Origin of the sequence: Plantactinospora sp. WMMB782 (assembly GCF_049179135.1) — a bacterium.
Taxonomy (GTDB): Bacteria; Actinomycetota; Actinomycetes; order Mycobacteriales; family Micromonosporaceae; genus Plantactinospora.
On the sequence record NZ_JBMHMC010000007.1, the window covers coordinates 6,478,961 to 6,504,816 of the forward strand.

The window sequence follows — 25,856 nt, forward strand, 5'->3', positions numbered from 1 at the left end:
ACCAAGCGGCGCTATTATACTGTACGGCGTACGGAAAACTGTCCGGACCACCCCGCGACCCCGGCCGCCAGGGGAGTGGCGGCGTCACAACGCACCAGGACACCCGGGACGGTAACGAACCGATAGGGTTCCGGTCATGACGATGCGGCCCATCCGGATCATCGGAGACCCCGTGCTCCGCACCCCCTGCGAGCCGGTGACCAGCTACGACACCGAACTACGCGACCTGGTCACCGACCTGATGGACACCCTCCTCGGCGCACCCGGCCGCGCCGGAGTCGCCGCACCACAGATCGGCATCAGCGCCCAGGTCTTCGTCTACGACGCCGACGGCGAGCGCGGCCACCTCGTCAACCCCACCCTCGAACTCTCCACCGAAACACAGGACGACGACGAAGGCTGCCTCTCCATCCCCGGCCTCTACTTCCCGACCCCGCGCGCCATGCACGCCACCGCACACGGCTTCGACCAGCACGGCGAACCCCGCACCATCACCGGCAGCGGATTCCTCGCCCGCGCCCTGCAACACGAGACCGACCACCTCGCCGGCCGCCTCTACGTCGACACCCTGCGCGGCGACACCCGCCGCCACGCCCTCCGGGAAATCCGCGCCGGACGGTTCGCCAGCCCCGACCGCTGACCACATCCGCCCAGCCGACCAGCGGCACCCGGCTGCCGGTCAGCGACCCCGGCTGCGCCGCAACCAGACCCCGACCGCACCCAGCGCCACGAACACCAGCGCGGAACAACACAGCGCTTTGAAGATCACGCCGAAACTGTCGCACATCCCGCCGTAAGGTGTGCAGGTGCGCCTGGCAACCTTCAACCTGCTGAACGGTCGATCCCCGCACGACGGCCTCGTCGAGGAGACCCGACTCGCCGCCGCCGTCGCCACCCTCGACGCCGACATCCTGGCCCTCCAGGAAGTCGACCGCGACCAGTCCCGCAGCAACCACCTCGACCTCACCGCCGTCGCCGCCCGGGCGATGAACGCACCCGAACACCGCTTCGCCGCAGCCGTCGTCGGCACCCCCGGCGAACGGTTCCGCCCACTGACCCACGACGACGACGGCCACGGCGAACCCCTCTACGGCATCGGCCTGGTCAGCCGCTATCCGGTCCGCTCCTGGCAGGTCACCCGGCTCTCCCCGGTACCCGTACGCTCCCCGGTCATCGACCCCGGCCCCGGCGGCGGCATCATCCTGCTCCGCGACGAACCCAGGGTCGTCCTCGCCGCCATCCTCGACACCCCGTACGGGCCGATCACCGCCGCCGCCACCCACCTGTCCTTCGTACCCGGCTGGAACATCCGACAACTGCGCCAGGTCGTCCGCGCCCTGCGCAGCCTGCCACCACCCCGGATCCTGCTCGGCGACCTCAACCTGCCCGCCGGCCTCGCCACCCTCGTCTCCGGCTGGCGCTCCCTGGCCCGCCGCCCCACCTACCCGGCCGGGCAACCCCGGGTCCAACTCGACCACATCCTCGCCGACCCCCGCGACGGACACCCACTGCCCGCCGTCACCGCCGTCGACACCCCGATCGCCACCATCTCCGACCACCGGCCACTCGTCGTCGACCTCGCCTGACCGCCAGCACGGCGGGTCGGTTGCCCGGCCCACCCGACCCGTCCGGAGCACACCTTGACCGCCGCCGCCACGGCCGCGCCCACCCGGCAGGCACGCCAGGCCCGCGCCGCCGTCGCCGCGCTGTTCCTCACCAACGGCGCCGTGTTCTTCAACGTCGTCCCGCGCTACCCCCAGATCAAGGCCGACCTCGACATCAGCAACGCCGTGCTCGGTACCGCCATCGCCGGGTACTCGATCGGCGCGCTGGTGGCCGGCCTACTCGCCGGCGCGGCCATCCGCCGGTTCCGCTCCGCCCGGGTGGCGGCCTTCGGGATCGTCACCACCACCATCGCGACCCTCGCCATCCCCGTCGCCCCGAACTGGATCGCCTTCGGCGCCGTGCTCCTCGTCGTGGGCGCACTCGACGCGATCGTCGACGTCGCCCAGAACGCCCACGGCCTGCGGGTACAGCGGCGCTACGGCCGATCCATCCTCAACTCGCTGCACGGCGTGTGGAGCATCGGCGCGGTCCTCGGCGGTCTGATGGGCTCCGCCGCCGCCGGCCTCGACCTGCCCCTCGCCGTACACCTGGGCATCTCCGCGGCCACCTGGAGCCTCGTCGCCCTGGTCGCGTACCGGTTCCTGCTGCCCGGCCCCGACGACGCCGAACGTCCAGTCGAAACGCGGGACCCGGCCACCCCGGACCGTCCGCCGGCCGACCCGCCGGCCCGGCCCCGCGGCTGGCGCACCTGGGGTCGTCCCACCCTACGGATGCTCGCCGCACTGAGCACGCTTGCCGCGTTCGGCGCCCTGGTGGAGGACTCCGGCGCCTCCTGGGGCGCGATCTTCCTCACCAGCCTGCACGCCAGTGCCGCCGTCGCCGGCCTCGCCGTGGTGGTCTTCCAGGCCGCCATGACGATCGGCCGCCTCGCCGGCGACCGCATCGTGGACCGGTTCGGGCAGCGCACGGTCGCCCGCACCGGGGCGGCACTCGCCGCCGTCGGTATGGGCACCGCCCTCGCGGTGCCCTCGGTGGGCACTGCGCTGGCCGGGTTCGCCCTCGCCGGGCTCGGCTTCGCCACCCTCGTCCCCGCCACCATGCACGCCGCCGACGAACTGCCGGGAATACCCCACGGGGCCGGCCTGACCATCGTCAGCTGGCTACTACGCGTGGGGCTGCTGCTGTCGCCGCCGCTGGTCGGGTTCATCGCCGACCTCACCAGCCTGCGCGTCGGCCTGCTCACCGTCGTCGTGGCCGGCATCGCCACCTTCGGGCTCGCCCGGGTCTTCCCGAACCGGACCGCCTGAACGCCAACCCCGATCCGGACACCCCTCAGGCCGTCCGCGACGACAGCAGCCGACCCAGCGAACGGTTGGTCCGGTTCGCCCGCACCGCCGCCCGCTCCTGCTCGGCAGTCACCTCGATGTAGCTCTGACTCGTGGCCAGACTCGCGTGCCCCAACAGGCGCATGATCTCCGGCGCGCTCGCCCCGTCCTCCGCCAACCGGGTCGCGAAGGTGTGCCGCAGTGCGTGCAACCGCGCTCCCGGCGGCACCCGGTCGGTGATCCCGGCCCGCCGGTAGCAGGACTCCACCAGATACTGCAGGCCACCCCGGCGCAGCGGCGCCCCCTGCCGGTCCACCAGCAACACCGACTCCGGCCCGACGGTCCGGGCGCCGAACCGGCGGCGCCGACTCTCCAGGTAGTCCACCACCACCCGGTCGAGCTCCGGCTCGACCGGAATCAGCCGGAAGCGGCTGCCCTTGCCGGTCACCTCGATCCGGCGCTCACCGTCCCGGCCGACCAGCGAACCCGTGCGCAACGCCAGCAACTCGGCCAGACGCAGCCCGGCGCAGAGCGCCAGGGCCAGCACCGCGAGGTCCCGCTCCGGCCACGGATCACGCTGCCGCCGGTCGGGCCGGGCCACCCCGTCCAGCAACTGCTCCGGGGTACGTTCGCCACGCAGCGGTTTCGGTGGGGCAGGAGGCACCCGGGGCTTGTCGACGGCGGGCATCGGGTTGCCGCCGACCACCTGCTCGGCGACGAGGAAGTCGAAGAAGCCGTTCCAGGTGGACCAGGCCCGGTAGATCGAGGCGGCGGCCCGGGGAGCGGCGAACCTCGCGAACGCCGCGCGCAGCGACCGGGCGGTCAGGGCACTGACCGGCAGCGCCGGCAGGGGGAGGGGAGTGGCCAGTCCGTCGGCGACCAATCGGGCGACCGCCAGCAGATCCCGGCGGTACGCGGCCAGCGTGTGCGGGGACGGCTTGCGGGTGGCTCGGGAGATCAGGAACTGCTCGACCAGGGGGAGTAGTAGAAAGTCCTCTTTGTCCTGCATAACGAATATTATGCATGATTTAGGGCAGTCGGGCCATAGATGATCTTGATCGGTCGCGACGGCGGAAGAACTCCGGGTGGGAGAGGGGCGTCCCGACCGGGGCTGGTGCCGGGCCGGTCACCGAAACGTGCGCGGCTCGGCGTCGGGGTGATCGTGGGGCGGCTTCTGCCAGACCGAGACGTGCGCGCGACTCTCGCCGGTGAACGGCGTACGGTGCCAGTCGCTCCAGCGGCCGACCAGGCGCAACCCGGCCAGCCTCGCCATCAGGTCTAGTTCGGCCGGCCAGACGTACCGGTGGGGCGAGGAGAACGTGTGCAGTCGCCCGTCCAGCACCCAGTGGTGGTGCGAGTACGCCAGCTGTGCCGTCAGGTCGTACTCCTCGAAACCGAGGTGGGTCGGCGTGGCGGTGAAGACCCGCACGGTCTCGCCGGGAGGCAACCGGCGAATTGCCGGGATGTAGTTCTCCACCACGAAGCAGCCGCCGGGCTCCAGGTGCCGGGCGGCGTTGCCGAACGCCGCCACCTGTTCGTCCTGGCTGGTCAGGTTCGTGATGGTGTTGCGCACCAGGTACACGAGGCGGAACGTGGCGTCGACCCGGGCGGTGGCCAGGTCGCCGACGGTGATTCCGACGTCTCCGCCGCCGGGGTGGGACCGGAGCTGGTCGACCATGGCACGGGACAGCTCGATCCCGTGCACGGGCACGCCCCGGCGGGTCAGCGGCACCGCGAGGCGTCCGGTGCCGACGCCGAGTTCGAGCGCCGGACCGGTGCCGGCCAGTTCCGCCAGGAAGTCGACCGCCGGGTCGACGACGGCAGGGTCGAAGAGCTCCGGCCAGAGCGTCTCGTACCGCTGCGCGATCCACTCGTCGAAGAAGGTCTCGGCCATGCCGCGAAGCGTCGTCCCGGGTGACCGGACGCCGCCAACGATTTCCCGCCCGTCGTACCCCGCTCGGGGGCGACCCGAGGTCGGCTAGTTGACATAATGTACATTATCGACCTGAGTTACCGCTGCGGAGCGAGGTCTTCCGGGCGGCTCGGCCGACTCGACGACGGCCACGGTCGTTTCGACCCGCACTCTCGACGTACGCACCTGTCGCCCGACGGTGGCGAGAGACCTGTCGGGGTCGGCTGCGAATCCTCGGCCGGTTTTCGCCTCGCGGGCACGGCCGTCGGGTTCTGACGTGCGCGCCGTCTGGTCGTCGAACGGGGTGTACTCCCCTGCGATGGTCGCTTCCGCGGGAGAGGCGATGCAACCGATGGTTGCGCATGGCTCGGCGGTCGGCTACGGTGATGTGCAACCAAACGTTGCGGAAAGGTGGCGGTCATGGAATTCGGAACGATCGAGCGGGAGATCCACGTCGACGCGGCACCCGAGGTCGTCTTCGACGTGGTCAGCAGTCCCGAGCATCTGCGCGAGTGGTGGCCGGACGAGGCGGAGTACCCGGCGGTGCCCGGCGGTGCGGGCCGGATCGGCTTCGGCGACTTCTCGCCGGACGGGACCTGGGTGCAGTTCGCGGTCGTCGACGCCGTACCGCCGCGGCTCTTCTCCTTCCGGTGGACGCACGACGAGGGGCAGCGTGCCGTGCCGGGCAATTCGCTGCTTGTCGTCTTCGAGCTGGAGCCGGCGGGCGGTGGGACGCGGCTGCGGATGACCGAGAGCGGCTTCCGGGAGCGCGGCTGGGACGAGGCGAAGGCGGCCGCCGAGTACGCCGACCATGTCACCGGCTGGGACTTCTACCTCCCGCGACTGCCGGGGTACGCGGCACGGGTCGGTGCGGGCGCGCGGCGGTGAGGGTGGACGACGACCTCTGGTCGGCGGTCGGCGACCCGGTCCGGCGTCGGATGCTCGATCTGCTGCTCAGCGCGGGCGGCGGGACGGCGACAAGCCTGAGCGAGCGGTTGCCGGTGACCCGGCAGGCGGTGGCGAAGCATCTGGTCGTCCTCGACCGGGTGGGTCTGGTGCGGGCCAGCACCGTCGGCCGGGAGCGGCGGTTCCGGGTCGACCAGGCCCAGCTCGCCCGTGCCGTCGCCCAGCTTGCCGAGGTGGGGGCTGCCTGGGACGCCCGGCTGCGGCGGATCAGGCAGATCGCGGAGGCGGTGCAGCGCGACCGGGACGCGGACGGGACAGCGGACGGGGACCGGTCGGCCGAGCGGTGACGACGCACCGCGCACCTGCTCGACTCCGGCTGCTTGCCGGTCCGGGTGCGACGCGGACAGCCACGACCGGCCGGACCGGCGGGGCGACGGGGGCCCGTCCGGGCACCGCGAACGGCGGTGCCCGGACGGGGAACGCCTGGGGTCGGCGCCGGTCAGCGGCCGACGTAGGCGGCGAGGTGCTGGCCGGTGAGGGTGGTGCGGGCGGCGACGAGGTCGGCGGGGGTGCCTTCGAAGACGATCCGGCCGCCGTCGTGGCCGGCGCCGGGGCCGAGGTCGACGATCCAGTCGGCGTGTGCCATGACCGCCTGGTGGTGTTCGATGACGATCACCGACTTGCCGGAGTCGACGAGCCGGTCGAGCAGGCCGAGTAGTTGTTCGACGTCGGCGAGGTGCAGGCCGGTGGTCGGTTCGTCGAGGATGTAGGTGCCGCCCTTGCCGCCCATGTGGGTGGCGAGTTTGAGCCGCTGCCGCTCGCCGCCGGAGAGGGTGGTGAGGGGTTGGCCGAGGCTGAGGTAGCCGAGTCCGACGTCGGCGAGCCGGTCGAGGATGCTGTGTGCGGCGGGCGTCCTGGCGTCGCCGGTGCCGAAGAACTCCTCGGCTTCGGTGACCGACATCGCGAGTACTTCGGCGATGTTGCGGCCGCCGAGGGTGTATTCGAGTACGGAGGCCTGGAACCGCTTGCCTTCGCATTCCTCGCAGGTGGATTCGACGGTGGCCATGACGCCGAGGTCGGTGTAGATCACGCCGGCGCCGTTGCAGGTGGGGCAGGCGCCTTCGGAGTTGGCGCTGAACAGGGCCGGCTTGACTCCGTTGGTCTTGGCGAACGCCTTGCGGATCGGGTCGAGCAGTCCGGTGTAGGTGGCCGGGTTGCTGCGTCGTGAGCCGCGGATGGCGCCCTGGTCGATCGAGATCACCCCGTCGCGGCCGGCGACGGAGCCGTGGATCAGTGAGCTCTTGCCGGAGCCGGCGACGCCGGTGACGACGCAGAGTACTCCGGTCGGGATGTCGACGTCGACGTCGCGGAGGTTGTGGGTGGCGGCGCCGCGGATCTCCAGTTTGCCGGTGGGGGTGCGTACGGTTTTCTTGAGGGTGGCGCGGTCGTCGAGGTGCCGGCCGGTGACGGTGTCGCTGCGGCGTAGTCCGTCGACGGTGCCTTCGAAGCAGACGGTGCCGCCGTTGGTGCCGGCGCCGGGGCCGAGGTCGACGACGTGGTCGGCGATCGCGATCGTCTCGGGTTTGTGTTCCACGACGAGTACGGTGTTGCCCTTGTCCCGCAGGCGCAGCAGCAGGTCGTTCATCCGCTGGATGTCGTGCGGGTGCAGTCCGATCGTCGGTTCGTCGAAGACGTAGGTGACGTCGGTGAGGGCGCTGCCGAGGTGGCGGATCATCTTGGTGCGTTGGGCCTCTCCCCCGGACAGGGTGCCGGAGGGGCGGTCGAGGGAGAGGTATCCGAGGCCGATCTCGGCGAAGGAGTCGAGGAGGTGTTGCAGGCCGGCGAGGAGCGGGGCGACCGATGGTTCGTCGAGGTCGCGGATCCAGTCGGCCAGGTCGCTGATCTGCATGGCGCAGACGTCGGCGATGTTCCTACCCTTGATCTTCGAGGAGCGGGCTTCCTTGCCCAGGCGGGTGCCGGCGCATTCGGGGCAGGTGGTGAAGGTGATCGCCCGGTCGACGAAGGCGCGGATGTGCGGTTGGAGTGCGTCGACGTCCTTGGACAGGAACGATTTCTGGATCTTGGGGATCAGCCCCTCGTAGGTCAGGTTGATCCCGTCCACCTTGATTTTGGTGGGTTCCTTGTGCAGCAGGTCGTGCAGTTCCCGCTTGGTGTACCTGCTGATCGGCTTGTCCGGGTCGAAGAAGCCACAGCCGCGGTAGATGCGGCCGTACCAGCCGTCCATGCTGTAGCCGGGGATGGTGAGGGCGCCCTCGTTGAGCGAGAGGTTGTCGTCGTAGAGCGCGGTCAGGTCGAAGTCGGTGACCGAGCCCATCCCCTCGCAGCGCGGGCACATGCCGCCGAGCCGGGTGAAGGTCGCCTTCTCGGTCTTCGTCTTGCCGGCGCCGCGTTCCACGGTGATCGCGCCGCTGGCCTTCACCGAGGGGACGTTGAACGAGTACGCGTTCGGCGAGCCGATGTGCGGGTCCCCGAGCCGGCTGAAGAGGATCCGGAGCATGGCGTTGGCGTCGGTGGCGGTGCCGACCGTGGAGCGGGGGTTGGCGCCCATCCGTTCCTGGTCGACGATGATCGCCGTGGTCAGCCCGTCGAGCAGGTCGACCTCGGGTCGGGACAGCGACGGCATGAAGCCCTGCAGGAAGGCGCTGTAGGTTTCGTTGATCAGCCGCTGTGACTCGGCGGCGATGGTGCCGAACACGAGCGAGCTCTTGCCGGAGCCGGAGACGCCGGTGAAGACCGTCAGCCGGCGCTTCGGGATCTCGACGTCGACGTCCTTGAGGTTGTTCTCCCGGGCGCCCTGTACCCGGATCAGGTCGTGACTGTCGGCGGCGTACGGGGCCGACGCCCCGGTCTCGGTGGCCATGCTTATCTGGTCTCCATCGGGCTCTGCGGTCGGGATCGGTGGTGGTCGTCCTGGACGGCCGGTCAGCCGATCTGGTTGATCCGGATCAGGTTGCCGGTGGGGTCACGGAAGGCGCAGTCGCGGATGCCGTACGGCTGGTCGGTCGGCTCCTGGACGACGTCGGCGCCGCTGGCCTGTAGCCGGTCGAAGACGCCGTCGAGGTCGTGGGTGGCCAGGGTGATCGCGGTGTAGGTGCCCTTGGCGATCAGTTCGAGTATGGTGCGCCGTTCGTCGTCGGTGATGCCGGGGTCGGCGGCCGGCGGGTGCAGCACGATGGAGGTGCCCGGCTGTCCGACGGGGCCGACGGTGATCCACCGCATTCCGGAGTACCCGACGTCGTTGCGGACCTCGAAGCCGAGGATGTCGCGGTAGAAGCCCAGGGCGGCGTCCGGGTCGGTCTGCGGAAGGAAGGCCGCGTGAATGGTGATGTCCATGCCGGTCACGCTAGTTGTGGCCGCGCGGGCCCCGCTTCTCGATTCCTGATCGGTCTGGTCACCTGTTTCGCCAGGCAGGATGGCATCTCGGCGGTCCCGTCCGCCGCCCGCGCCCGGTAGGTGCTCGGCGGCATGCCTACCAGCTCGGTGAAGCGGGTGCTGAAGGTGCCCAGGGAGGAGCAGCCGACCGTGAAGCAGACTTCGGTGACGCTGAGGTCGCCACGGCGCAGCAGCGCCATCGCGCGTTCGATCCGCCGGGTCATGAGGTACGAGTAGGGCGACTCGCCGTAGACCTGCCGGAACTGCCGGCTGAGGTGTCCGGCGGACATGTTCACGCCCCGGGCCAGCGCCTCGACGTCCAGCGGCCGGGCGTGTTCGCGGTCGATGCGGTCGCGGACGCGGCGCAGCCGGGCGAGGTCACGCAGGTGCTGTTCGGCGGAGGTGCTGGTCACCTGGGCGATGGTGCCATGTTGGGTCGGGTGTTGCCCAGGCGGCGAGCGCCAGTGGCTGGTTTGTGCCTGTTTGTCATCCGGCCCTGTTGTCATCCGGCCCTGCTTCCGCGGCTAGTCCGGCCGGGGGTTCGGGCTGGTCAGCGGCCACCCGCGACGCGTAGCACGGTGCCGGTGGTGTAGCTGGCGCCGGGGCCGAGCAGCCAGGTGATGGCGGCGGCGACCTCGTCGGGTTCACCGGCCCGGCCCAGTGGGATGGCGGCGGCGGCCTGGTCCGGCCGGTCCGGTTGGCCGGAGCGGGCGTGGATCTCGGTGCGGATGATGCCGGGGGCGACGGCGTTGACCCGGATGCCGTGCGGGCCGAGTTCCTTGGCCAGGCCGACGGTCAGGGTGTCGGTGGCGGCCTTCACGGCGGCGTAGTGCACGTACTCGCCGGGGCTGCCGAGGGTGGCGGCGCCGGAGGAGACGTTGACGATCGCGCCGCCGGGAGGCATCCGGCGGGCGGCCTGTTGGGCGCAGAGGACGTACCCGATCAGGTTGACGTCGACGACGTGTCGCAGGTCCGCGACGGTGAGTTCGGTGAACGGGCCGATCGGGCTGGTGACGCCGGCGTTGTTCACCAGGCCGGTCAGCTCGCCGAGTTCGCCGGCCCGGTCGAAGAGCCGGGTCACCTGGTCGGGGTCGGTGGTGTCGGCGCGGACGGCGACGCAGCGGCGTCCGGCGGCGGTGACGTCCCGGACCACCTCGTCGGCGGCGGTGCTGTCGCTGCGGTAGCAGAAGACCAGGTCGTGCCCTGCGGCGGCGAGTTGGCGCACGGTGGCGGCGCCGATTCCCCGGCTGCCGCCGGTCACCACCGTCAGTGGAGTCACGGGCTGTCTCCCCTCGTTCGTCGCCTCGTGCTGTCCGCCTCGACCGGCGTCCGGGCCGATCATGGCGGCGGCGCTGTCGGGTCCGGCGCCCGGCGGGCCGACAGCTGGCGATCCTGCCAGGCGCGGGCGGGCCGGGTCGGGTCGGGGCCGGCCGGTACGCTCCCCCGGTTCTGTTGATCTCGGGTCGGTGTGTCCGTCTCGACGTTGTCGGGCCGGCCTGGTAGTAAGTCAGAAATCAAACAGGTGTACGGAAGAGGGATTCGATGGCTGCCGCGCGTACCGCCGACCAGGGGTTGTCCACCGAGGAGTTGCAGCAGATCAGGGACGCGTTGGCGGGTGGTCGCAAGCCGAAGGTGGTGTTCACCGAGGCGGCGGGGCAGATCGCCGGTCAGCTCGGTCAGGTGGTGGAGTTGACCGATCCGGAGGTCTCCGAGGAGTGGGTGGTGGTCCGGTTCGGTCGCGACGAGTTGCCGTTCTCCCCCACCGACCTGGCGATCGCGCCGAAGGGTGCGACGGGGCGGCGGGCGCCGGTCCGGTCCGAGCCGGAGCCCGAGCCGGTCGCCGAACCAGAGTTCAAGATTGTCCGGGAGCCGGTTCCGGCACCCCGCAAGGAGGCAGCAGTGACCGCAGTGGACGCGCCCCCGGCCAGCCCGGCGAGCGGCGAGGGCGAGGCGAAGCCGGCCCGGCGGGCGGCCAAGGCGACGAAGCCGAAGGGTCCGGCGGGCCTGACGGTGACGTTGACGTACGCGGACGGTGAGTGGACGCTGGCGGCGGCCCAGGGTACGAAGTCGCTGGCGAAGCCGTACGTGATCAAGCCGGCCGAGGCGTTGAAGATGATCGCGTTGATCGACGTGCCCGGGGTGCACGAGGCGGTCGAGCAGATCATGGCGGTGGAGCGGCGGGAGGCCGAGCAGCAGGCGGAGAAGCTGCGGGCCGAGTTGGCGGAGATCGAGGCGCGGCTGGCGGAGCTGCGGGACGCGGGCTGAGCCGCGGCGACGGGTCGCGGCTCGGGGAAGGCGACGCGAGCTGCGCGACGCCTGGCGCCAGTGGGACGCCCCGTCGATCGGCGCCGCCTCGGATCGGCGCCGGTTCGGTGCGGCGGGTCGCCGGGGGCCGGGCGGGTTGGTACGCTCGGCCCGGACCGTGACTGGCGTGCTCGGGATGGGGTCAACCATCGGGAAGCGGTCCCGTCGAGTGACGTGTGCCGTGCGCCTGGGCCGTTTTTCCTGCCCAGGAGGTGTGCATGGCAGATCGGTTGTCCCAGCCCGTTGCCCAGCCCGGTTCGGCGCGGGTGTCCCCGCCCGGCACCGAGTCGGTCGCGTTCCGCGCGGCGCTCGACGTGGTGCGTGCGGTGGAGCCCCGGATCGCCGACGCGATCGGTGCGGAGCTGGCCGACCAGCGCGAGTCGTTGAAGTTGGTCGCCGCGGAGAACTACGCCTCCCCGGCGGTACTGCTGGCGATGGGCAACTGGTTCAGCGACAAGTACGCCGAGGGCACGGTCGGGCGCCGGTTCTACGCCGGCTGCCGCAACGTCGACACCGTGGAGTCGGTGGCGGCCGAACATGCCCGGGAGCTGTTCGGGGCGGCGCACGCGTACGTGCAGCCGCATTCCGGGATCGACGCGAACCTGGTGGCGTTCTGGGCGGTGCTCGCCGACCGGGTGGAGGCGCCGGCCCTGCGCCGGGCCGGGGTGCGGCAGGTCAACGAGTTGACCGAGGGCGACTGGGCGGTGCTCCGGCGGGAGCTGGGCGACCAGCGGATGCTCGGCATGTCGTTGGACGCGGGCGGGCACCTCACGCACGGCTTCCGGCCGAACATCTCCGGCAAGATGTTCGACCAGCGCAGTTACGGGACCGACCCGGAGACCGGGCTGCTGGACTACGCCGAGGTGCGCCGGATCGCCCGGGAATTCCGGCCGCTGATCCTGATGGCCGGCTATTCGGCGTATCCGCGGCGGGTGAACTTCCGGCTGATGCGGGAGATCGCCGACGAGGTCGGCGCGACGCTGATGGTCGACATGGCGCACTTCGCCGGCCTGGTCGCCGGGAAGGTGTTCGCCGGTGACTTCGACCCGGTGCCGCACGCCCACCTGGTGACGTCGACGACGCACAAGTCGCTGCGGGGTCCGCGCGGCGGGATGGTGCTGTGCGGGCCGGAGCTGGCCGGGCAGGTCGACCGGGGCTGCCCGATGGTGCTCGGTGGACCGTTGCCGCACGTGATGGCGGGCAAGGCTGTCGCGTTGGCGGAGGCGCGGCGGCCGGAGTTCGGCGCGTACGCGGAGCAGGTGTTGGCCAACGCGGTGGCGCTGGCGGAGGGGCTGTCGCGCCGGGGCGTCCGGCTGGTGACCGGGGGTACCGACAACCACCTGCTGCTGGTGGACGTGTCGGCGTACGGGCTGACCGGGCGGCAGGCGGAGGCGGCACTGCTGGACGCCGGCATCGTGACGAACCGGAACTCGGTGCCCCTGGACCCGAACGGCGCCTGGTACACCTCGGGGATCCGGCTCGGCACCCCGGCGTTGACGAGTCGGGGGCTCGGCACGGCGGAGATGGACGAGATCGCCGGGCTGCTGCACACGGTGTTGACCGAGACCCGGCCGGGGACGGGGCCGGACGGCGCCCCGTCCAAGGCGCGGTACGTGCTGGACCGGGCGGTGGCGGGGCGGGTCGCCGGGCAGGCCGCCGACCTGCTGGCGGACCATCCGCTGTATCCGACTGTCGACCTGGGCTGAGCCCGGCCGGGTGCCGGGTGGGCGGGTGCCGGTCTGCTGGATCGGCCTCGCCGCCCACGTCCGCTTCGCGCCCGGTCAGGCGTGCCGGGGGTGGCGTTCAGTCGGGCGTCGTGGCCGCTCCGGCGCCGGCCTCGGCGAGGCGTTCGCGGGCTTCGGCGAGGTCCTCCGCGGTCGGGTCGTCGTCCTGGGTCAGGTTCCGTCGCCAGTAGCCGGCGAAGTCGATCGACCGTTTCGGCAGTCCCCGGTCGTCGACGAGGTGCCGGCGCAGGGCGCGTACGGTGCCGGCCTCGCCGGCCAGCCAGGCGTGCACGGTGCCGGCCGGGAAGGTGGCGGCCCGGACGGCGTCGAGCAGCCGGGTGTCGGATGGGCTGTCGCGGTGCAGCCAGTGCAGGGTGACCTCGGCCCGGGTGTCGAGGTGCTGCTCCTCGGCCCGGTCCGGGATCTCGACGAAGGCGTGCGCGCGGGCGCCGGCGGGCAGCGCCTCGACGATGGTGCCGATCGCCGGCAGGGCCGACTCGTCGCCGGCCAGCAGCATCCAGTCGGTGCCGCCGATCGGGACCGGGCGGGCGAAGACCGCCGACGGGCCGAACATGCCGAGGATGTCGCCGGGGGCGGCGGAGGCGGCCCAGCGGGTGGCCGGGCCGGCGTTTCGGTGCAGGGCGAAGTCGATGTCGATCAGGTTGCCGTGCGGGTGGTGTGCCCGGATGGTGTAGCTGCGGGTCCACGGGCGCACGGGTTCGGGGATCTCGGCGAAGCCGGCGTACCAGCGCCAGAGGTCGGGGTCGGGTTCGGGAAGCCGGGGGCGGTGCTGTCCGGGTCTGGGGAAGTAGAGCTTCACCTGCTGGTCGGGGCCGTCGAGGCGCAGGTCGGCGAGGTCGTCGCCGGTGAAGGTGATCCGGGCCATCCGTGGCGTGATCCGGGTGGTGTCGGCGACCCGGATGGTCCGGATCGGGAGCTGTCCCATCGGTGCCTCCGTGCGGCTACCAGAAGTCGATGCCCTGTGCGAGCCTTTCACTTCAATTGTTTCATTGAAGTCCTATGGGAGGCTTTGGCTGCGGTGCTGCCTGCTTCTGGTTGCTCTGGTTGCCGGAAAGTCTCAAGTCCTGGCCGATGCTGGCGGAGGCCGGTCAGCGGGGGATGTTGCCGATCCCGATCCGTTTGCGGAACACCCAGTAGGTCCAGCCCTGGTAGCCGAGGACGACGGGGGTGAAGAAGGCGGCCACCCAGGTCATCACGGTCAGCGTGTAGGGGCTGGAGGCGGCGTTGGCGACGGTGAGGGTGCCGGCCGGGTCGGCGGTGGAGGGCAGCACGGTCGGGAAGAGCGCGGCGAACAGGGTCGCGACGGTCAGCCCGATCGCGGCGGCGGTGCCGGTGAAGGCCCAGCCCTCCCGGCGTACCCGGCTGGCGGCCAGGGTGCCGGCCAGGGCGAGTCCGGCGGCGGCGGCGAGCGCGACGGCGGCCGGGGTGTGCCGGAGGGTGAGGCTGGCGGCCAGGAACGCGGCGGTGACGGCGGCGGTCGCCCCGGCGGCCCGGGCGGCGAGCCGGCCGGCCCGGACCCGGATCTCGCCGGTGGTCTTCAGCGCCAGGAAGACGGCGCCGTGCGTGACGAACAGCGCCGTCGTGGTCGCCCCGCCGAGCAGCGCGTACGGGTTGAGCAGGTCGAGCAGCCCACCGGTGTGATCGCCCCGGGCGTCCAGCGGTACGCCGCGCAGCAGGTTGCCGAGCAGCACTCCCCAGATGGCGGCCGGAAGCAGGGAGCCGAGGAAGATGGCGAGGTCCCAGCGGGCCTTCCAGCGCGGGTCGGGGCGCTTGTGGCGGTACTCGAAGGCGACTCCCCGGAAGATCAGGGCGAGCAGGACGAGCAGGAGTGGCAGGTAGAAGCCGGAGAGCAGGCTGGCGTACCAGGCGGGGAAGGCGGCGAAGAGGGCACCGACGGCGGTGATCAGCCAGACCTCGTTGCCGTCCCAGACCGGCCCGATGGTGTTGATCAGCACTCGGCGTTCCCGGTCGTCGCGGCCGAGCACCGGCAGCAGGATGCCGACGCCGAAGTCGAAGCCCTCCAGGACGAAGTAGCCGGTGAAGAGGACGGCGATGAGCAGGAACCAGACGGTGGGCAGGTCCACGGTGGACTCCGGTCGGGTGTGGGTCGTCGGTTGGGTGTCGGGCCGGCGGGCGGCGTCAGTAGGCGAAGGCGAGCGGGCGGTTCTCGTCGTCGGTGTCGGTGTCGGGTTCCGGCGGTGGGCCGGTGTCCGGCAGGCCGGCGCGGGCGTACCGGATCAGCAGCCGGACCTCGACGACGGCGAGGGTGGCGTAGACCAGGGTGAAGGCGGTGAACGAGGTGAGCACCTCGGCCAGGGAGACGCTGCGGGAGACGCCGTCGCGGGTGAGCATCTCGCCGAAGACGACCCACGGCTGCCGGCCCATCTCGGTGAAGATCCAGCCGAAGCAGTTCGCGGCCAGCGGCAGGACCGGCATGACCAGGCCGGCCCGGACCAGCCAGCGGGAGTTCGGGGTGCGGCCACGACGGTGGGTCCAGAGCACGAGGGCGGCGATCGCGGCGGCGGCCAGGCCGAAGCCGATCATGAATCGGAAGCTCCAGTAGGTGACCGGGATGATCGGGGTGTAGCTGCCGGGGCCGTACTGGGCGACGTACTGGGCCTGGAGGTCGTTGATCCCCCGGACCTCGCCGTTCGGGTCGCCGGTGCCGAGCACCGAGAGCAGGTACGGGATCTTGAGGGCGAAGAGTTCCCGGCTGCCGTCCAGGCTGCCGACGGTGAACACGGAGAGCGAGGCGGGTGCCTCGGTGTCGTAGAGCGCCTCGGCGGCGGCCATCTTCATCGGCTGCACCTGCGTCATGATCTTGCCTTGCAGGTCGCCGGTGACCACGACGGCGACCGCGGCGGCGAGGGTGACCCAGGCACCGAACCGGGCGGCGTACCGGAACGCGGCCCGGTCCTCCCCCGCCGCCACGTCGGGCCGGTCCTCCGCTGCCGGGCCGGGCCGGCCGGTGCCGTCGGCGGTGTCCTGTCCGGCGGGGCGGCGCAGGTGCCAGGCGGCGACCGCGACCATCAGCGACCCGGCGACCAGGAAGCAGCCGGCGATGGTGTGCGGGAAGGTGACCAGGGTGACCTTGTTGGTGAGTACGGCGCCGATGTCGGTGAGTTCGGCCCGGCCGGTGTCCGGGTTGATCCGGTAGCCGACCGGGTTCTGCATCCAGGAGTTCGCGGCCAGGATGAAGTACGCGCTCAGCGTCGAGCCGAGCGCGGCGGCCCAGATGGTCGCCAGGTGGATCCGCCGGGGCAGCCGGTCCCAGCCGAAGATCCAGAGGCCGATGAAGGTGGATTCCAGGAAGAACGCCAGCAGGGCCTCGATCGCCAGCGGGGCGCCGAAGACGTCGCCGACGAAGCGGGAGTAGTCGCTCCAGTTCATCCCGAACTGGAACTCCTGCACGATGCCGGTGACCACGCCCATGGCGAAGTTGATCAGAAAGAGCTTGCCGTAGAACCTGGTCAGCCGCAGGTAGCGCTGCTCTCCCGTACGGTGCCAGCGGGTTTGCAGGATCGCGACGAGTACCGACAGCCCGATGGTCAGCGGCACGAAGAGGAAGTGGTAGACGGTGGTGACACCGAACTGCCATCGGGCGACGTCGAGCGCGTCCACGGAATCCCCCCAGGTCTTTACTACCGGACGTAGTAAATACTACCTGTCGTCGTAGACGGTGGCGCTGGGAGGTGGATCACGTCCCGGACGCTCACGCCCGCGGCCCCGGCCGTCCGGGCCGCCCCGCCCGTGCGACGATCGAGCGCTGATGGAGACCACCACCGCCCGACCCTGGCGCGCCCCCCGCTTCTGGCTCTTCCTCCAGGTACTCGCCCGGGGCGTGGTCGGGCTGCTCGCCCGGCTGCGGGTCAGTGGCGACGTGCCGGACGAGTTGCGGCACGGCCCGCTGATCCTGGCCGCCAACCACGTCAACCCGTTCGACCCGGTGGTGCTGACCGCCGCCTGCCGGGTACGCCGGATCGCCCCCCGGATCATGGCCACCGGCGGGGTGTTCCGGGCCCCGGTCGTCGGCGCCGCGATGCGGGCCAGCGGACACATCCGGGTCGACCGGCGTAGCCCGACCGTCGGACTCGCCCTGGAGCAGGCGGCGGCGGCGGTCGCGCGCGGCTCGGTGGTACTGGTCTACCCCGAGGGTCGGATGGGACTCGACCCCGGCATGTGGCCCGAACGGGGCAAGACCGGCACCGCCCGGCTCGCCTTCGCCAGCGGCGCCACAGTCGTGCCGGTCGCCCAGTGGGGCGCCCACGAGGTCCTCCCGTACGCCGCACCGGCCGGGATGCTCCGGGCGGTCGCCAGGGCGATCCGGCGCCGGCCGGTGATCCGGGTGCACTTCGGCCCGCCGGTCGACCTGACCGGCATCGACCCGGCCAGTCCCGGCGCCGCCGCCCGGGCCACCGAAGAGATCATCGAGGCGCTCACCGTCGCCCTGGTGCCGCTGCGCCCGGACGAACCCGACAGGCCCCGGCACGTCGACCCGACCCGACCGACGGAGACCCGCCGGCAGCACCGGCGCTGCCGCCCCGACGGCTCGACGGCGTCCTGACAACCGTGACCGCGCTGACGCCGCGACCGTCCGGTCACGGCCGCCGACGATCCGTCAGCGCGGGGCAGCCGCCCCGTCGGGCCGACCGGACGACAACCGCCGCACGTCGCCGCCGGAGCCGGGAGTCGCCGACCCGGCGCGGGTCGCCCGGCGCTTCTGCACCAGCCGGGTCAGGTAGAGCAGGGCGCCGGTCAGCACGCCGATGTCGTCGAGGTAGATCGGGTCGGGCAGCAGGTCGACCGGCAGCACCGTGTAGGCCAACGCGCCGTAGAACGCCACCTTGCCGCCGGCACCCAACTCACCGAGCAGCTTGCGGGTACGCACCACCCTGATCACGAGCACCACGGCGCCGGCCAGCGTGGCGACCGCCACGATGCCGCCCAACACCAAGATCAGAGTCCACGCCTCCTGGGACATGCCGTAACGGTAACCCGGCAGCTCCCCCGCCGCCCGCTGGGTGGCAGCGTGGAATCGCGCAGTCGGGTCAGTCGGCGGAGCGGCGTTGCCGCAGGTAGGCGAGGACCGCCTCCCGGGTGGTCCGCACCCCGAGCGCCTCGCGGGCCTGGGCGATCCGCCGGTTCGCGGTACGCAGCGACAGGAACTCCGCCGCCGCGGCGGCCGCGATGGTCTCGCCCTCGGCGAGCCGTGCCAGCAGCGCCCGCTGCTCCGGGATCAGCCGGTCCACCGCCGACTCGGTGTCGGATTCCGGCAGGTCGTCGGGGTCCCGGTGCACCGGGCCGAGCCGGCCCAGGTCGTCGACAAGCGCCCGGCCCAGCTCGCCGGCCGGGTCCACGATGGCCACCAGTCCGGCGCCCCGAGCGGCGGCCAGCACGGCGAGCCGGACCGTCTCGGCGTCCGGCACCCGCCCGAACAGCACCAGCCGGGCCGCGGCCAGGTCCCAGCCCGGCTCGGCGACGGCGAAGCCCTCCCGGGTGGACCACCCGTCCCGGGCCAGCCGGCGCAGCACCGTGGTGGCGTCCGTCGCCGACGGTACGACGTAGCGCGGCGGGTCCGTCATCGTGCACCTCCAGCACCAGTCACAGCACCTCCAGGGCGAGGGCCGCGGCCTCGGTACGGGTGCGGGCGCCCAGTTTGCGCATCCCGGACCGGACGTGGGTCTCCACCGTCTCGGCGGATATACCCAGCCGGCCGGCGATGCGTCGGGTCGGCTCGCCGGCGGCGACCAGCCGGAGCACCTCACGTTCCCGGTCGGTCAGGTCGCCGTCCGCCCGGGCACCCCGGACGTCGCGGCGTACGGCGTGCCGGCGCAGCGCGCGACGGATCCGGCCGAGCAGCACGACCAGCCCGGCCCGCTCGGCGCGTTCCTCGGCGGCCAGCAGTGCCGGGACGCCCCGGGCCGGGTCCGGCTCGTGCAGTCCGGCGGCGAGCAGGCAGCGCACCTCCTCCCGGGCCGCCAGTTCCCGCCAGGCGTCCGCGGCCCGGGTGAAACCGGCCGGGTCGCCGCCCGGGGTGTCCCAGGCGGCCAGCGTCTGCCGTACCGGTGCCGGTCCGGCCCCGGGCGTGCTGACGACACCGTCGGGCAGTCCCGGACCGCCGCCGGCGCCGTCGTAGCCGGCCCAGCGGGCGGTGATCTGCCGCAGCCCGTCGACCAGCGGCGGGCCGCCGGCCGGTGATCCGGCGGCCTGGTCCGGCTGGCCGTCGAGCCAGGCCGCCTCCCGGCGGACCCAGTCCAGCAGCGCGTCGGCTCCGGCGGAGCCACCGACGGTGGTGGCTGCCAGCCGGGACCGGGCCGGGCCGAGCAGCCCACCGTCGGCCTCGACGAGGCTGGCGGCGGCGACCGCGTAGCCGCGGGCCACGGCCGGCAGGGTCCGGTCGGTCAGGTCACCGGCCCGGCGCAGCGCCTCGTCGGGACCGAGTACCCGGTCGGGGTCGAGACGCCGGTCGGGATGCGGCGCCTGGTCCGGGTCGGAGGCGAGCTGGCCGGGGCCGAGGGGCTGGTGGTCGGATTCGGAGCCGGGCTGGCCGCCGCGCAGCGCCGCGCACCAGAGCCGGGCGGCCAGGAAGCGGGTCTGCCAGCTGTAGGCGAGGTCGGCCGCGCAGGCCAGCTCGGCCGCCCGGGCGGCCTGCCCGGCCTCGCCGAGCCGGCCGTCGGCGAGCAGCGTCTCGACCATCAGCCAGGCACTCCACCGGGCGGAGAGCGGGTCACCGGCCGCACCCGCCGCCGCGGCGGCCGAGGCGAGCGCCGGTTCCCAGCCGGCCGTCCGGTTCGCCGCGCCGACCGCCGCGAGCGCGGTCCGCAAACCCGGATGTGCCGGTGCGGCGCCGTGCCGGGCGGTGATCCGCGCGGCGCTGCGGTTCGCTCCGGCCGGGTCGGTGTCGAGCTGGGCGAGCAGCACCACCCGGTCCCGGGCGGCGAGCTGGTCGCCGCTCGCCGAGTCCGGGATCCGGGCCACCGCCGAGCGGGCGCCGGCCAGGTCGCCGAGCTGCACCAGCGCCTCCGCCCGGAGCAGTTCCGCGTCGACGCCGAGCGGGGTGCCGCCGGTCAGCACCCGGACCGCCGCCCGGGGCCGGCCGCAGGCCAACGCCGCCCGGGCGGCGTCGAGCCGGACCGTCGGGGGCGGCTCGGCACCGGGCAGCGTGCAGGCGAGCAGCAGCAGGTCGGCGCGGGCCCCGGCGCTGTCGGCGTCCGCCGCCACCGCCAGCGCCTGCCGGTACGCCGCCGCGCCGTCCCCGGCCGCCGCCAGGTGCCGGACCGCCTCGTCGGCGGGTACCAGTTCGGCGAGCCGGCGGTGCAGTCCCTGCCGGCCGGCCTCGTCGAGCAGCCCGGCGGCGACCTCGGCGACGTACGGCGACACCGGGGCGACCAGCCCGGCGTCGCCGTGCCCGACGGTCACCAGGCCGGCGGCGTGCAGTTCGTCGACCCCGCTGCCGAGCACGCTCGCCGGTGCCGGCCGGCCGAGCAGCCCGAGCGCGGCCATCGTCGTCCGGGCCGGCCGGGTGAGGTCGGCCAGGGCCGCCGCCACGGCGTAGCCGACCTGCTCGACGTCGCGGTCCGCCGGCTCGGGTCGCCGCTGCCCGGCACCGCCGGGTCGGGGCGGCGGCACCGGTCCGGCCGAGGCGGTCCGCCCGGCGGCGGCCTGGCGGGCCAGGGTGACCACCGCCAGCGGGACCCCGCCGGCCCGCCGGACCAGTTCGGCGACGGTCGCCGGGCCGAGCCCGGGGGCGATCCGCCCGGCCAGCGTGGTCGCCGACGCCGGGGACAGCGGCGGCACCGCCAGCCAGCCGGCCGCGACGGAACGCAGTGCCGCCACCGCCGCGTCCGGCAGCCGGTGCGGGGTACGCAGTGCGACCGCGATCCGGCAGTGTGCGGCCAGCGGCACCAGGGCGGCGAGGGTGGCCGGATCGACCCACTGGAGGTCGTCCAGGAGCAGCAGGCCGGTGCGTACCCGGGAGCGGACCGCCTCGGCGAGCAGGGCCGGGTCGTGGCCGGGCAGCCGGACCCGGACCGCGCGGGCCAGCGCGAACGCCGGCTCGCCGGGCAGGCTGGCCAGGCCGCCACCGGCGAAGACCGGGCCGCGGAAGGCGGTGCCGAGGCGGTGCAGCGCGGTGCTCCGGCCACCGCCGGGCCCGCTGTGCAGCACCACCAGGCCGGGGCTGGCGAGCAGCCCGGAGCCGACCGCGACGAGGTCCGCCGCGACGGTGTCCGGGTCGGGCGCGTCGGCGCCGCCCTCGACGCTCCGGGCCTCCGCCGGCCCCGCGGACCGGAACTGGTCGGGCAGATCACCGACCGACGCGTGCCGCACTGGTCCTCCCCCGCCCGGTTCGATGCCGCACCACCGTGCGCCGACGGTGGCACGAACATGGGATCCTGCGCCGGCAGGATATTCGTAGTGTGATGTCCGGCAGGGGCGGCCCGCCCCGCCGTCGTGTCGGAAAGAAAGCAGACGAGATGAGCGTGCGCCACCGCCGGGTTCCTGCCATTGTCGCCGACCGCAGCGCCGGCTGACGAGCGATGGGAACAGGTCCGCTCAGCGCCCGGGTCGCCGGCCTCTGCGACGAGGTCGGTCCGCGACTCGGCGCCGCGACCGGAGCCCAGGTGTCGGGGGTACGTCGCCGGCTCGACGAGCCGCTGCGGGTGGCGATCGCCGGACGCCTCAAGGCCGGCAAGTCGACGCTCGTCAACGCGCTGATCGGCCGGCGGGTGGCGCCGACCGAGGTGGGCGAGTGCACCCGGGTCGTCACCCAGTTCCGCTACGGCACCGCCGACCGGGTCGACGTGGTACGCCGGGACGGCAGCCGGCTTAGCCTGCCGCTCGACGACACCGGCATGATCCCGCAGCGGCTCGGCGTGCCACGCGCCGAGATCTCCTACGTGGACGTCACGCTCACCAGTGACCACCTGCGGGAGCTGACCGTGCTCGACACCCCCGGGCTCGCCTCGACGAACACCTCGGTCAGCGCGGGCGCCCGCCGGCTGCTCTTCGAGGCCGCCACCGCCCCGGTCGACGACAACATCGACGACGACTCCGCCGGCGCGATCGCCGGCGCCGAGGCGATCGTCTACGTCTTCACCCAGTCGGTCCGGAACGACGACGTGGCGGCGCTGGAGGCGTTCCGGTCGGTCTCGGCCCGGCTGGCCAGCAACCCGATCAACTCGTTGGGTCTGTTCAACAAGGTGGACAAGCTGGTCGGCGGGGCGGCCGACCCGTGGCCGGTGGCCGGCCCGCTGGCCGCCGACCAGACCGGGGTGCTGCGCCGGGTGGTCTCCGAGGTGGTCCCGGTGGTCGGGCTGCTGGCCGAGACGACCGAGGCCGGCCGGTTGACCGCCGCCGACTGCGAGGCGCTGCGGACGCTGGCCGGGCTGCCGGTCGCCGAACGGGTGCTGCTGCTCGCCTCGGTGGACCTGTTCGCCTCCCGGGACTGCCCGGTTCCCCGGGAGCGGCGGGAGCGGCTGCTGCGGCTGCTCGACCTGTACGGCATCGGTTTCGCCATCGCCCAGTTCGCCGCCCGGCCGCAGCTGGCCAGCGGTGAGCTGGTGCGGCTGCTCTTCGCCGCCTCCGGGTTCCCCCGGCTGCGCAACACCCTCGACCAGGCGTTCCGGTGGCGCACCGACGCGATCAAGGCCGGCTGGGGACTCTCCACCCTGGAGAAGCTGGCCAGCCACGCCCCGCACCCGCAGGAGCGGGAGCTGCTGCGGGACGCGATCGAGCAGGTGTTGCAGCAGCCGGAGTACCACCGCCTCCGGCTGCTGGAGGTGGCCCAGCTGGTCAGTTCCGGCTCGGTGGAGCTGCCGGAGCCGATGGAACAGGAGCTGACCCGGCTGGCGCTCTCCACCGACCCGCGCTGGATCCTGAGCCTGCCGGCCGCCGCCACCGAGCAGCTGACCCGGGCCGCGCTGGAGGCCGCGACCCGGTGGCGGGTGTACGCGGTCGCCGGGGCGAGCCCGGCGCAGTCCCGGGTGGCGCAGGTGGCGCACCGCGGCTTCTTCCTGCTCTCCCAGCGGGTACGCGCCGAGGGGAGCCCCCGGTGACCGCCGGCCGTACCGCCACCGGGGGCGGCGGGGCCGCCGTGCCGGCCGCACGCGGGGGCGAGAACCCGGAGGCGGCGCTCGGCGCGGCGCTGTCCGGTGCCGTCGACGGGGGGCTGGCGTTCCTGCGCAAGGTCGCCCCGGACGCCGCCGCCGAGGTCGACACGCTGCGCCGCCAGGTGGTGACCCGCCCCTCGGTGGTGGTGGTCGGCGAGACGAAGCGGGGCAAGAGTTCCCTGGTCAACGCGCTGGTCGGGGTGCCGGGGCTGTCGCCTGTGGACGTCGCCGCCGCCACCTGCTGCTATCTGGAGCTGGTGCCCGGCCCGCAGCCGGGAGCACGGGCGTTCCTGCCGGGTCGGGCCGAGCCGGTGCCGCTGCGGGTGGCTGACCTGCGCGACTGGGCCACCCCGCTGGGTCGGCTGCCGGACGACCAGCGCCCGCCCCGGCACATCGAGGTGACGCACCCGGCACCGCTGTTGCAGTACCTGAGTCTGGTCGACACCCCGGGGACCGGCGGGCTGGATCCGGCGCACGCCCAGATCGCCCTGGACGCGGCGGCCCGGGCCACCGCGCTGCTCTTCGTGGTCGACGCCGGCGCCCCGTTCGCCCAGCCGGAACTCGACTTCCTGATCGAGGCGAGCAAGCGGGTCAACCTGGTGGTCTTCGCGCTGACCAAGACCGACGCGTACCCGGGCTGGCGGACGATCCTGGCCGACAACCGGGCACAGTTGCAGGCCCACGCACCCCGGTTCGGCGGCGCGTCGTGGTTTCCGGTCTCGGCCCGGCTGGCGGAACTGGCCCGGACGATGCCGGCGGAGGCGGCCGGCGAGCTGATCCGGCAGTCCCGGATCGCGCAGTTGCAGCACGCCCTGGTCGGGGTCGCCGGCCGGGGCCACCTGCTGCGGCAGGCGAACCTGCTGCGCACGGTACGCAGCGAGCTGGTCCGCTACGACCTGGACCTCGGTGACCGGCTGCGGGCCGCCGACCCCGATCCGGCCGACAGGCACCGGATCAAGCAGGACCGGGCGGCGCTGGCGGCGCGTAAGCGCACCGAGTCGCGGCAGTGGTCGCTGGCGTTGGGTGCCGAGACGCAGCGGGCCCGGGTGGAGGCGACCGGACTGCTGCGCGGCTACGTCGGCGGCCTCCAGGAGGAGTTTCTGAACCGGATCGACCGGGCCCGGGGCGAGGAGCTGAAGGGGCTGCCGCAGCAGGTCGACGAGGCGCTGCACGCGCTGTCGGTCCGGCTCTCCGACGACCTGGAGGTGCGGTTCCGGCAGGTCGGCGCCCGCGCGCTCGCCGAGGTGTTCCAGCCCGACGAGCTGCGGTTCGTGCTGGGCCGGCTGAACGCGACGCTGCGGCACGCGCTGGCCAGCAAGCCCCGCCGGGACGGCGGCGGGCCGGACAACATGATGATCGCCATGTCGGCCGGGTCGATGGCGTTCCTGGCCGGCCGGAGCGCGATGGCCGGCGCGTCGGCGCTCGGCGCGGGCGCGCTGGTCGGCGGCAGCCTGCTGATCCCGTTCGCCGGGCTCGGCCTGGGACTCGCCGCCGGCGGCTTCGTGCTGTACCGGCGCCGGGTGCAGACCGACCGGCAGCAGGCCCGGATTTGGCTGCGGGAGGTGGTCGCCGACGCCCGGGCCGCGCTGTCGGACGAGATCACCAACCGGTTCACCGATCTCCAGTACGCGCTGACCCTGGCCCTGGACGACGCGATCGAGCGGCGGCTGCGGCAACTCGACGAGCGGATCGCCGAGATCGACGCGGCGGCGGCCGAGGACACCGCCGTACGGGCCCGGCGCCGGGCCGCCACCCAGGCGGCCCGGGAGACTGTCCGGGCCCGGGTCAAGCAGGTCGACGAGGTGCTGGTGCGGGCCCGGGCGCTGGCCCCGGCCACCGGTGCGCGAGGGCGGGACGATGACTGACTACTGGGGCGGCTGGTCCGCCGACCAGCCGGACTTCGACGGGCCGCCCGACGGCGTCCCGGACGACGCGGACCTCGGCGGGCTGGCTCCGGACTCCTCCGACGTCGACTATCCGGTGGAGGGGTTCGGCGACGCGGATCCCGACCCGGGGTTCGGCGAGACGGATCCCGGGTCGGGCGGCGACCCGCCGTCGCCGCTCGGCTACGACGACCTGCCGGTCGGGCCGGCCGACGACCCGTACGCCGAGACCGACCCGTACCCGGCGGAGGAGTCCGGGTTCGGGCCGGCCGGCGATCCGGAGGTGCCCGCCGAGGCCGGTTTCGGTGCGGCCGACCCGCCGGTCGGCGCCGACCCGGACCTGCACCCGTACGCCGACGCCGGGCCGGTCTGGTGGGCACCGGCCGGACCGGCCGAGTTCGGCGAACCGCCGGAGCCGGTCGACGGCTTTCCGTGGGCCGATCCGGCCCTGCTCGGCCAGCCGGTCGACGCTGCCGTGCCACCGCCGCCCGCAGCGGACGCCGGAAGTGTCGACCCGGCCGGACTCGCCGGGTACGCCGGCGAGGAGTTGCCGGCCGACGGCGACGCCTGGACGGCGCTGACCGCCTCCGACGACCCGGCGACGAGTACGCTTGCCCGGTTCTGGTTGCCGGACGAGCGCTGAGGAACACCCGGCCTGCCGCCCTGCTGTGCCGGTCCGTGCGCTCCTCCGACGCCGGCACGGAACTGGCAAC

The 25,856-nt window shown here is 73.4% G+C and carries 23 protein-coding genes and 1 riboswitch; of the genes, 11 read left to right on the forward strand and 12 right to left on the reverse strand.

Annotation, left to right across the window (positions count from 1 at the left end):
- Positions 1 to 136 precede the first annotated feature (136 nt).
- The 3 genes from def to ACN28A_RS30970 all read left to right on the forward strand — a co-directional run bounded on the left by def (position 137) and on the right by ACN28A_RS30970 (position 2,873).
- The gene (def, locus tag ACN28A_RS30960; RefSeq protein ID WP_421401258.1) at positions 137 to 640 is read left to right on the forward strand and encodes a peptide deformylase; all 504 of its coding nucleotides are present in this window, start codon (positions 137 to 139) and stop codon (positions 638 to 640) included.
- A gap of 166 nt (positions 641 to 806) precedes the next feature.
- Entirely contained in the window at positions 807 to 1,586 is a 780-nt protein-coding gene (locus ACN28A_RS30965; protein ID WP_421401260.1) for an endonuclease/exonuclease/phosphatase family protein, read from the forward strand.
- Between the two features lie 54 nt (positions 1,587 to 1,640).
- Positions 1,641 to 2,873: an MFS transporter gene (locus tag ACN28A_RS30970; RefSeq protein WP_421401263.1), complete on the forward strand. Its 1,233-nt coding sequence runs from the start codon at positions 1,641 to 1,643 to the stop codon at positions 2,871 to 2,873.
- Positions 2,874 to 2,898: 25 nt separating this feature from the next.
- Here the strand turns inward: ACN28A_RS30970 and ACN28A_RS30975 are convergent, their stop codons facing one another.
- Both ACN28A_RS30975 and ACN28A_RS30980 read right to left on the reverse strand, forming a co-directional pair.
- The gene (locus ACN28A_RS30975) at positions 2,899 to 3,900 is read right to left on the reverse strand and encodes a tyrosine-type recombinase/integrase (RefSeq protein WP_421401265.1); all 1,002 of its coding nucleotides are present in this window, start codon (positions 3,898 to 3,900) and stop codon (positions 2,899 to 2,901) included.
- A gap of 117 nt (positions 3,901 to 4,017) precedes the next feature.
- Positions 4,018 to 4,785 (reverse strand): class I SAM-dependent DNA methyltransferase, encoded by a 768-nt coding sequence (locus tag ACN28A_RS30980; protein WP_421401267.1) that lies wholly within the window; start codon positions 4,783 to 4,785, stop codon positions 4,018 to 4,020.
- 438 nt (positions 4,786 to 5,223) lie between these two features.
- On the opposite strand from ACN28A_RS30980, the gene ACN28A_RS30985 reads away from it, so the two are divergent.
- Positions 5,224 to 5,691, forward strand: a complete 468-nt coding sequence (locus tag ACN28A_RS30985; protein ID WP_421401269.1) for an SRPBCC domain-containing protein — start codon at positions 5,224 to 5,226, stop codon at positions 5,689 to 5,691.
- Positions 5,688 to 6,056, forward strand: coding sequence for an ArsR/SmtB family transcription factor (locus ACN28A_RS30990; protein ID WP_421401272.1), 369 nt, complete (start codon positions 5,688 to 5,690; stop codon positions 6,054 to 6,056). The genes ACN28A_RS30985 and ACN28A_RS30990 overlap by 4 nt, the downstream gene beginning before the upstream one ends.
- Before the next feature lie 152 nt (positions 6,057 to 6,208).
- On the opposite strand, the gene ACN28A_RS30995 is transcribed toward ACN28A_RS30990, so the two are convergent.
- The 4 genes from ACN28A_RS30995 to ACN28A_RS31010 all read right to left on the reverse strand — a co-directional run bounded on the left by ACN28A_RS30995 (position 6,209) and on the right by ACN28A_RS31010 (position 10,381).
- Positions 6,209 to 8,590, reverse strand: a complete 2,382-nt coding sequence (locus tag ACN28A_RS30995) for an ATP-binding cassette domain-containing protein (protein ID WP_421401274.1) — start codon at positions 8,588 to 8,590, stop codon at positions 6,209 to 6,211.
- A gap of 62 nt (positions 8,591 to 8,652) precedes the next feature.
- Positions 8,653 to 9,063: a VOC family protein gene (locus ACN28A_RS31000; RefSeq protein WP_421401275.1), complete on the reverse strand. Its 411-nt coding sequence runs from the start codon at positions 9,061 to 9,063 to the stop codon at positions 8,653 to 8,655.
- A gap of 5 nt (positions 9,064 to 9,068) precedes the next feature.
- The gene (locus ACN28A_RS31005; RefSeq protein ID WP_421401277.1) at positions 9,069 to 9,515 is read right to left on the reverse strand and encodes a helix-turn-helix transcriptional regulator; all 447 of its coding nucleotides are present in this window, start codon (positions 9,513 to 9,515) and stop codon (positions 9,069 to 9,071) included.
- 137 nt (positions 9,516 to 9,652) lie between these two features.
- Positions 9,653 to 10,381 carry an SDR family oxidoreductase gene (locus ACN28A_RS31010; protein ID WP_421401280.1) on the reverse strand — a complete coding sequence of 243 codons (729 nt, stop codon included), beginning with the start codon at positions 10,379 to 10,381 and terminating at the stop codon, positions 9,653 to 9,655.
- Positions 10,382 to 10,644: 263 nt separating this feature from the next.
- On the opposite strand from ACN28A_RS31010, the gene ACN28A_RS31015 reads away from it, so the two are divergent.
- Together ACN28A_RS31015 and ACN28A_RS31020 are read left to right on the forward strand one after the other, a co-directional pair.
- On the forward strand, positions 10,645 to 11,367 hold the full coding sequence (locus ACN28A_RS31015; RefSeq protein ID WP_421401282.1) for a hypothetical protein: 723 nt from the start codon (positions 10,645 to 10,647) through the stop codon (positions 11,365 to 11,367).
- Between the two features lie 147 nt (positions 11,368 to 11,514).
- Positions 11,515 to 11,606: riboswitch (ZMP/ZTP riboswitch) on the forward strand.
- A gap of 18 nt (positions 11,607 to 11,624) precedes the next feature.
- The gene (locus ACN28A_RS31020; protein WP_421401284.1) at positions 11,625 to 13,112 is read left to right on the forward strand and encodes a glycine hydroxymethyltransferase; all 1,488 of its coding nucleotides are present in this window, start codon (positions 11,625 to 11,627) and stop codon (positions 13,110 to 13,112) included.
- Positions 13,113 to 13,209: 97 nt separating this feature from the next.
- On the opposite strand, the gene ACN28A_RS31025 is transcribed toward ACN28A_RS31020, so the two are convergent.
- The 3 genes from ACN28A_RS31025 to ACN28A_RS31035 form a co-directional block, all read right to left on the reverse strand.
- The gene (locus ACN28A_RS31025; RefSeq protein ID WP_421401287.1) at positions 13,210 to 14,076 is read right to left on the reverse strand and encodes a siderophore-interacting protein; all 867 of its coding nucleotides are present in this window, start codon (positions 14,074 to 14,076) and stop codon (positions 13,210 to 13,212) included.
- Between the two features lie 163 nt (positions 14,077 to 14,239).
- Complete coding sequence (gene cydB / locus ACN28A_RS31030) at positions 14,240 to 15,235, reverse strand: cytochrome d ubiquinol oxidase subunit II (RefSeq protein WP_421401289.1); 996 nt, start codon at positions 15,233 to 15,235, stop codon at positions 14,240 to 14,242.
- A gap of 55 nt (positions 15,236 to 15,290) precedes the next feature.
- Positions 15,291 to 16,772, reverse strand: coding sequence for a cytochrome ubiquinol oxidase subunit I (locus ACN28A_RS31035; protein WP_421401292.1), 1,482 nt, complete (start codon positions 16,770 to 16,772; stop codon positions 15,291 to 15,293).
- Positions 16,773 to 16,920: 148 nt separating this feature from the next.
- Here ACN28A_RS31035 and ACN28A_RS31040 point away from each other — a divergent pair, with 148 nt between their 5' ends.
- Complete coding sequence (locus ACN28A_RS31040) at positions 16,921 to 17,715, forward strand: lysophospholipid acyltransferase family protein (RefSeq protein WP_421401294.1); 795 nt, start codon at positions 16,921 to 16,923, stop codon at positions 17,713 to 17,715.
- A gap of 54 nt (positions 17,716 to 17,769) precedes the next feature.
- Here ACN28A_RS31040 and ACN28A_RS31045 read toward each other — a convergent pair whose 3' ends face one another.
- From ACN28A_RS31045 to ACN28A_RS31055, 3 genes are all read right to left on the reverse strand, one after another.
- A complete protein-coding gene (locus ACN28A_RS31045; protein ID WP_421401297.1) occupies positions 17,770 to 18,132 on the reverse strand; it encodes a YkvA family protein in 363 nt (120 codons plus the stop codon).
- Between the two features lie 67 nt (positions 18,133 to 18,199).
- Positions 18,200 to 18,733, reverse strand: a complete 534-nt coding sequence (locus ACN28A_RS31050) for a LuxR family transcriptional regulator (RefSeq protein ID WP_421401300.1) — start codon at positions 18,731 to 18,733, stop codon at positions 18,200 to 18,202.
- Positions 18,734 to 18,752: 19 nt separating this feature from the next.
- On the reverse strand, positions 18,753 to 21,479 hold the full coding sequence (locus ACN28A_RS31055; protein ID WP_421401301.1) for a LuxR C-terminal-related transcriptional regulator: 2,727 nt from the start codon (positions 21,477 to 21,479) through the stop codon (positions 18,753 to 18,755).
- 209 nt (positions 21,480 to 21,688) lie between these two features.
- Here ACN28A_RS31055 and ACN28A_RS31060 point away from each other — a divergent pair, with 209 nt between their 5' ends.
- Genes ACN28A_RS31060 through ACN28A_RS31070 form a run of 3 tightly spaced genes read left to right on the forward strand, consistent with a single transcriptional unit; the run spans position 21,689 to position 25,786 of the window.
- On the forward strand, positions 21,689 to 23,206 hold the full coding sequence (locus ACN28A_RS31060) for a dynamin family protein (protein ID WP_421401304.1): 1,518 nt from the start codon (positions 21,689 to 21,691) through the stop codon (positions 23,204 to 23,206).
- A complete protein-coding gene (locus ACN28A_RS31065) occupies positions 23,203 to 25,125 on the forward strand; it encodes a dynamin family protein (RefSeq protein ID WP_421401306.1) in 1,923 nt (640 codons plus the stop codon). The genes ACN28A_RS31060 and ACN28A_RS31065 overlap by 4 nt, the downstream gene beginning before the upstream one ends.
- On the forward strand, positions 25,118 to 25,786 hold the full coding sequence (locus ACN28A_RS31070) for a hypothetical protein (protein WP_421401309.1): 669 nt from the start codon (positions 25,118 to 25,120) through the stop codon (positions 25,784 to 25,786). Before ACN28A_RS31065 ends, ACN28A_RS31070 begins: the two co-directional genes overlap by 8 nt.
- Positions 25,787 to 25,856: the final 70 nt, after the last annotated feature.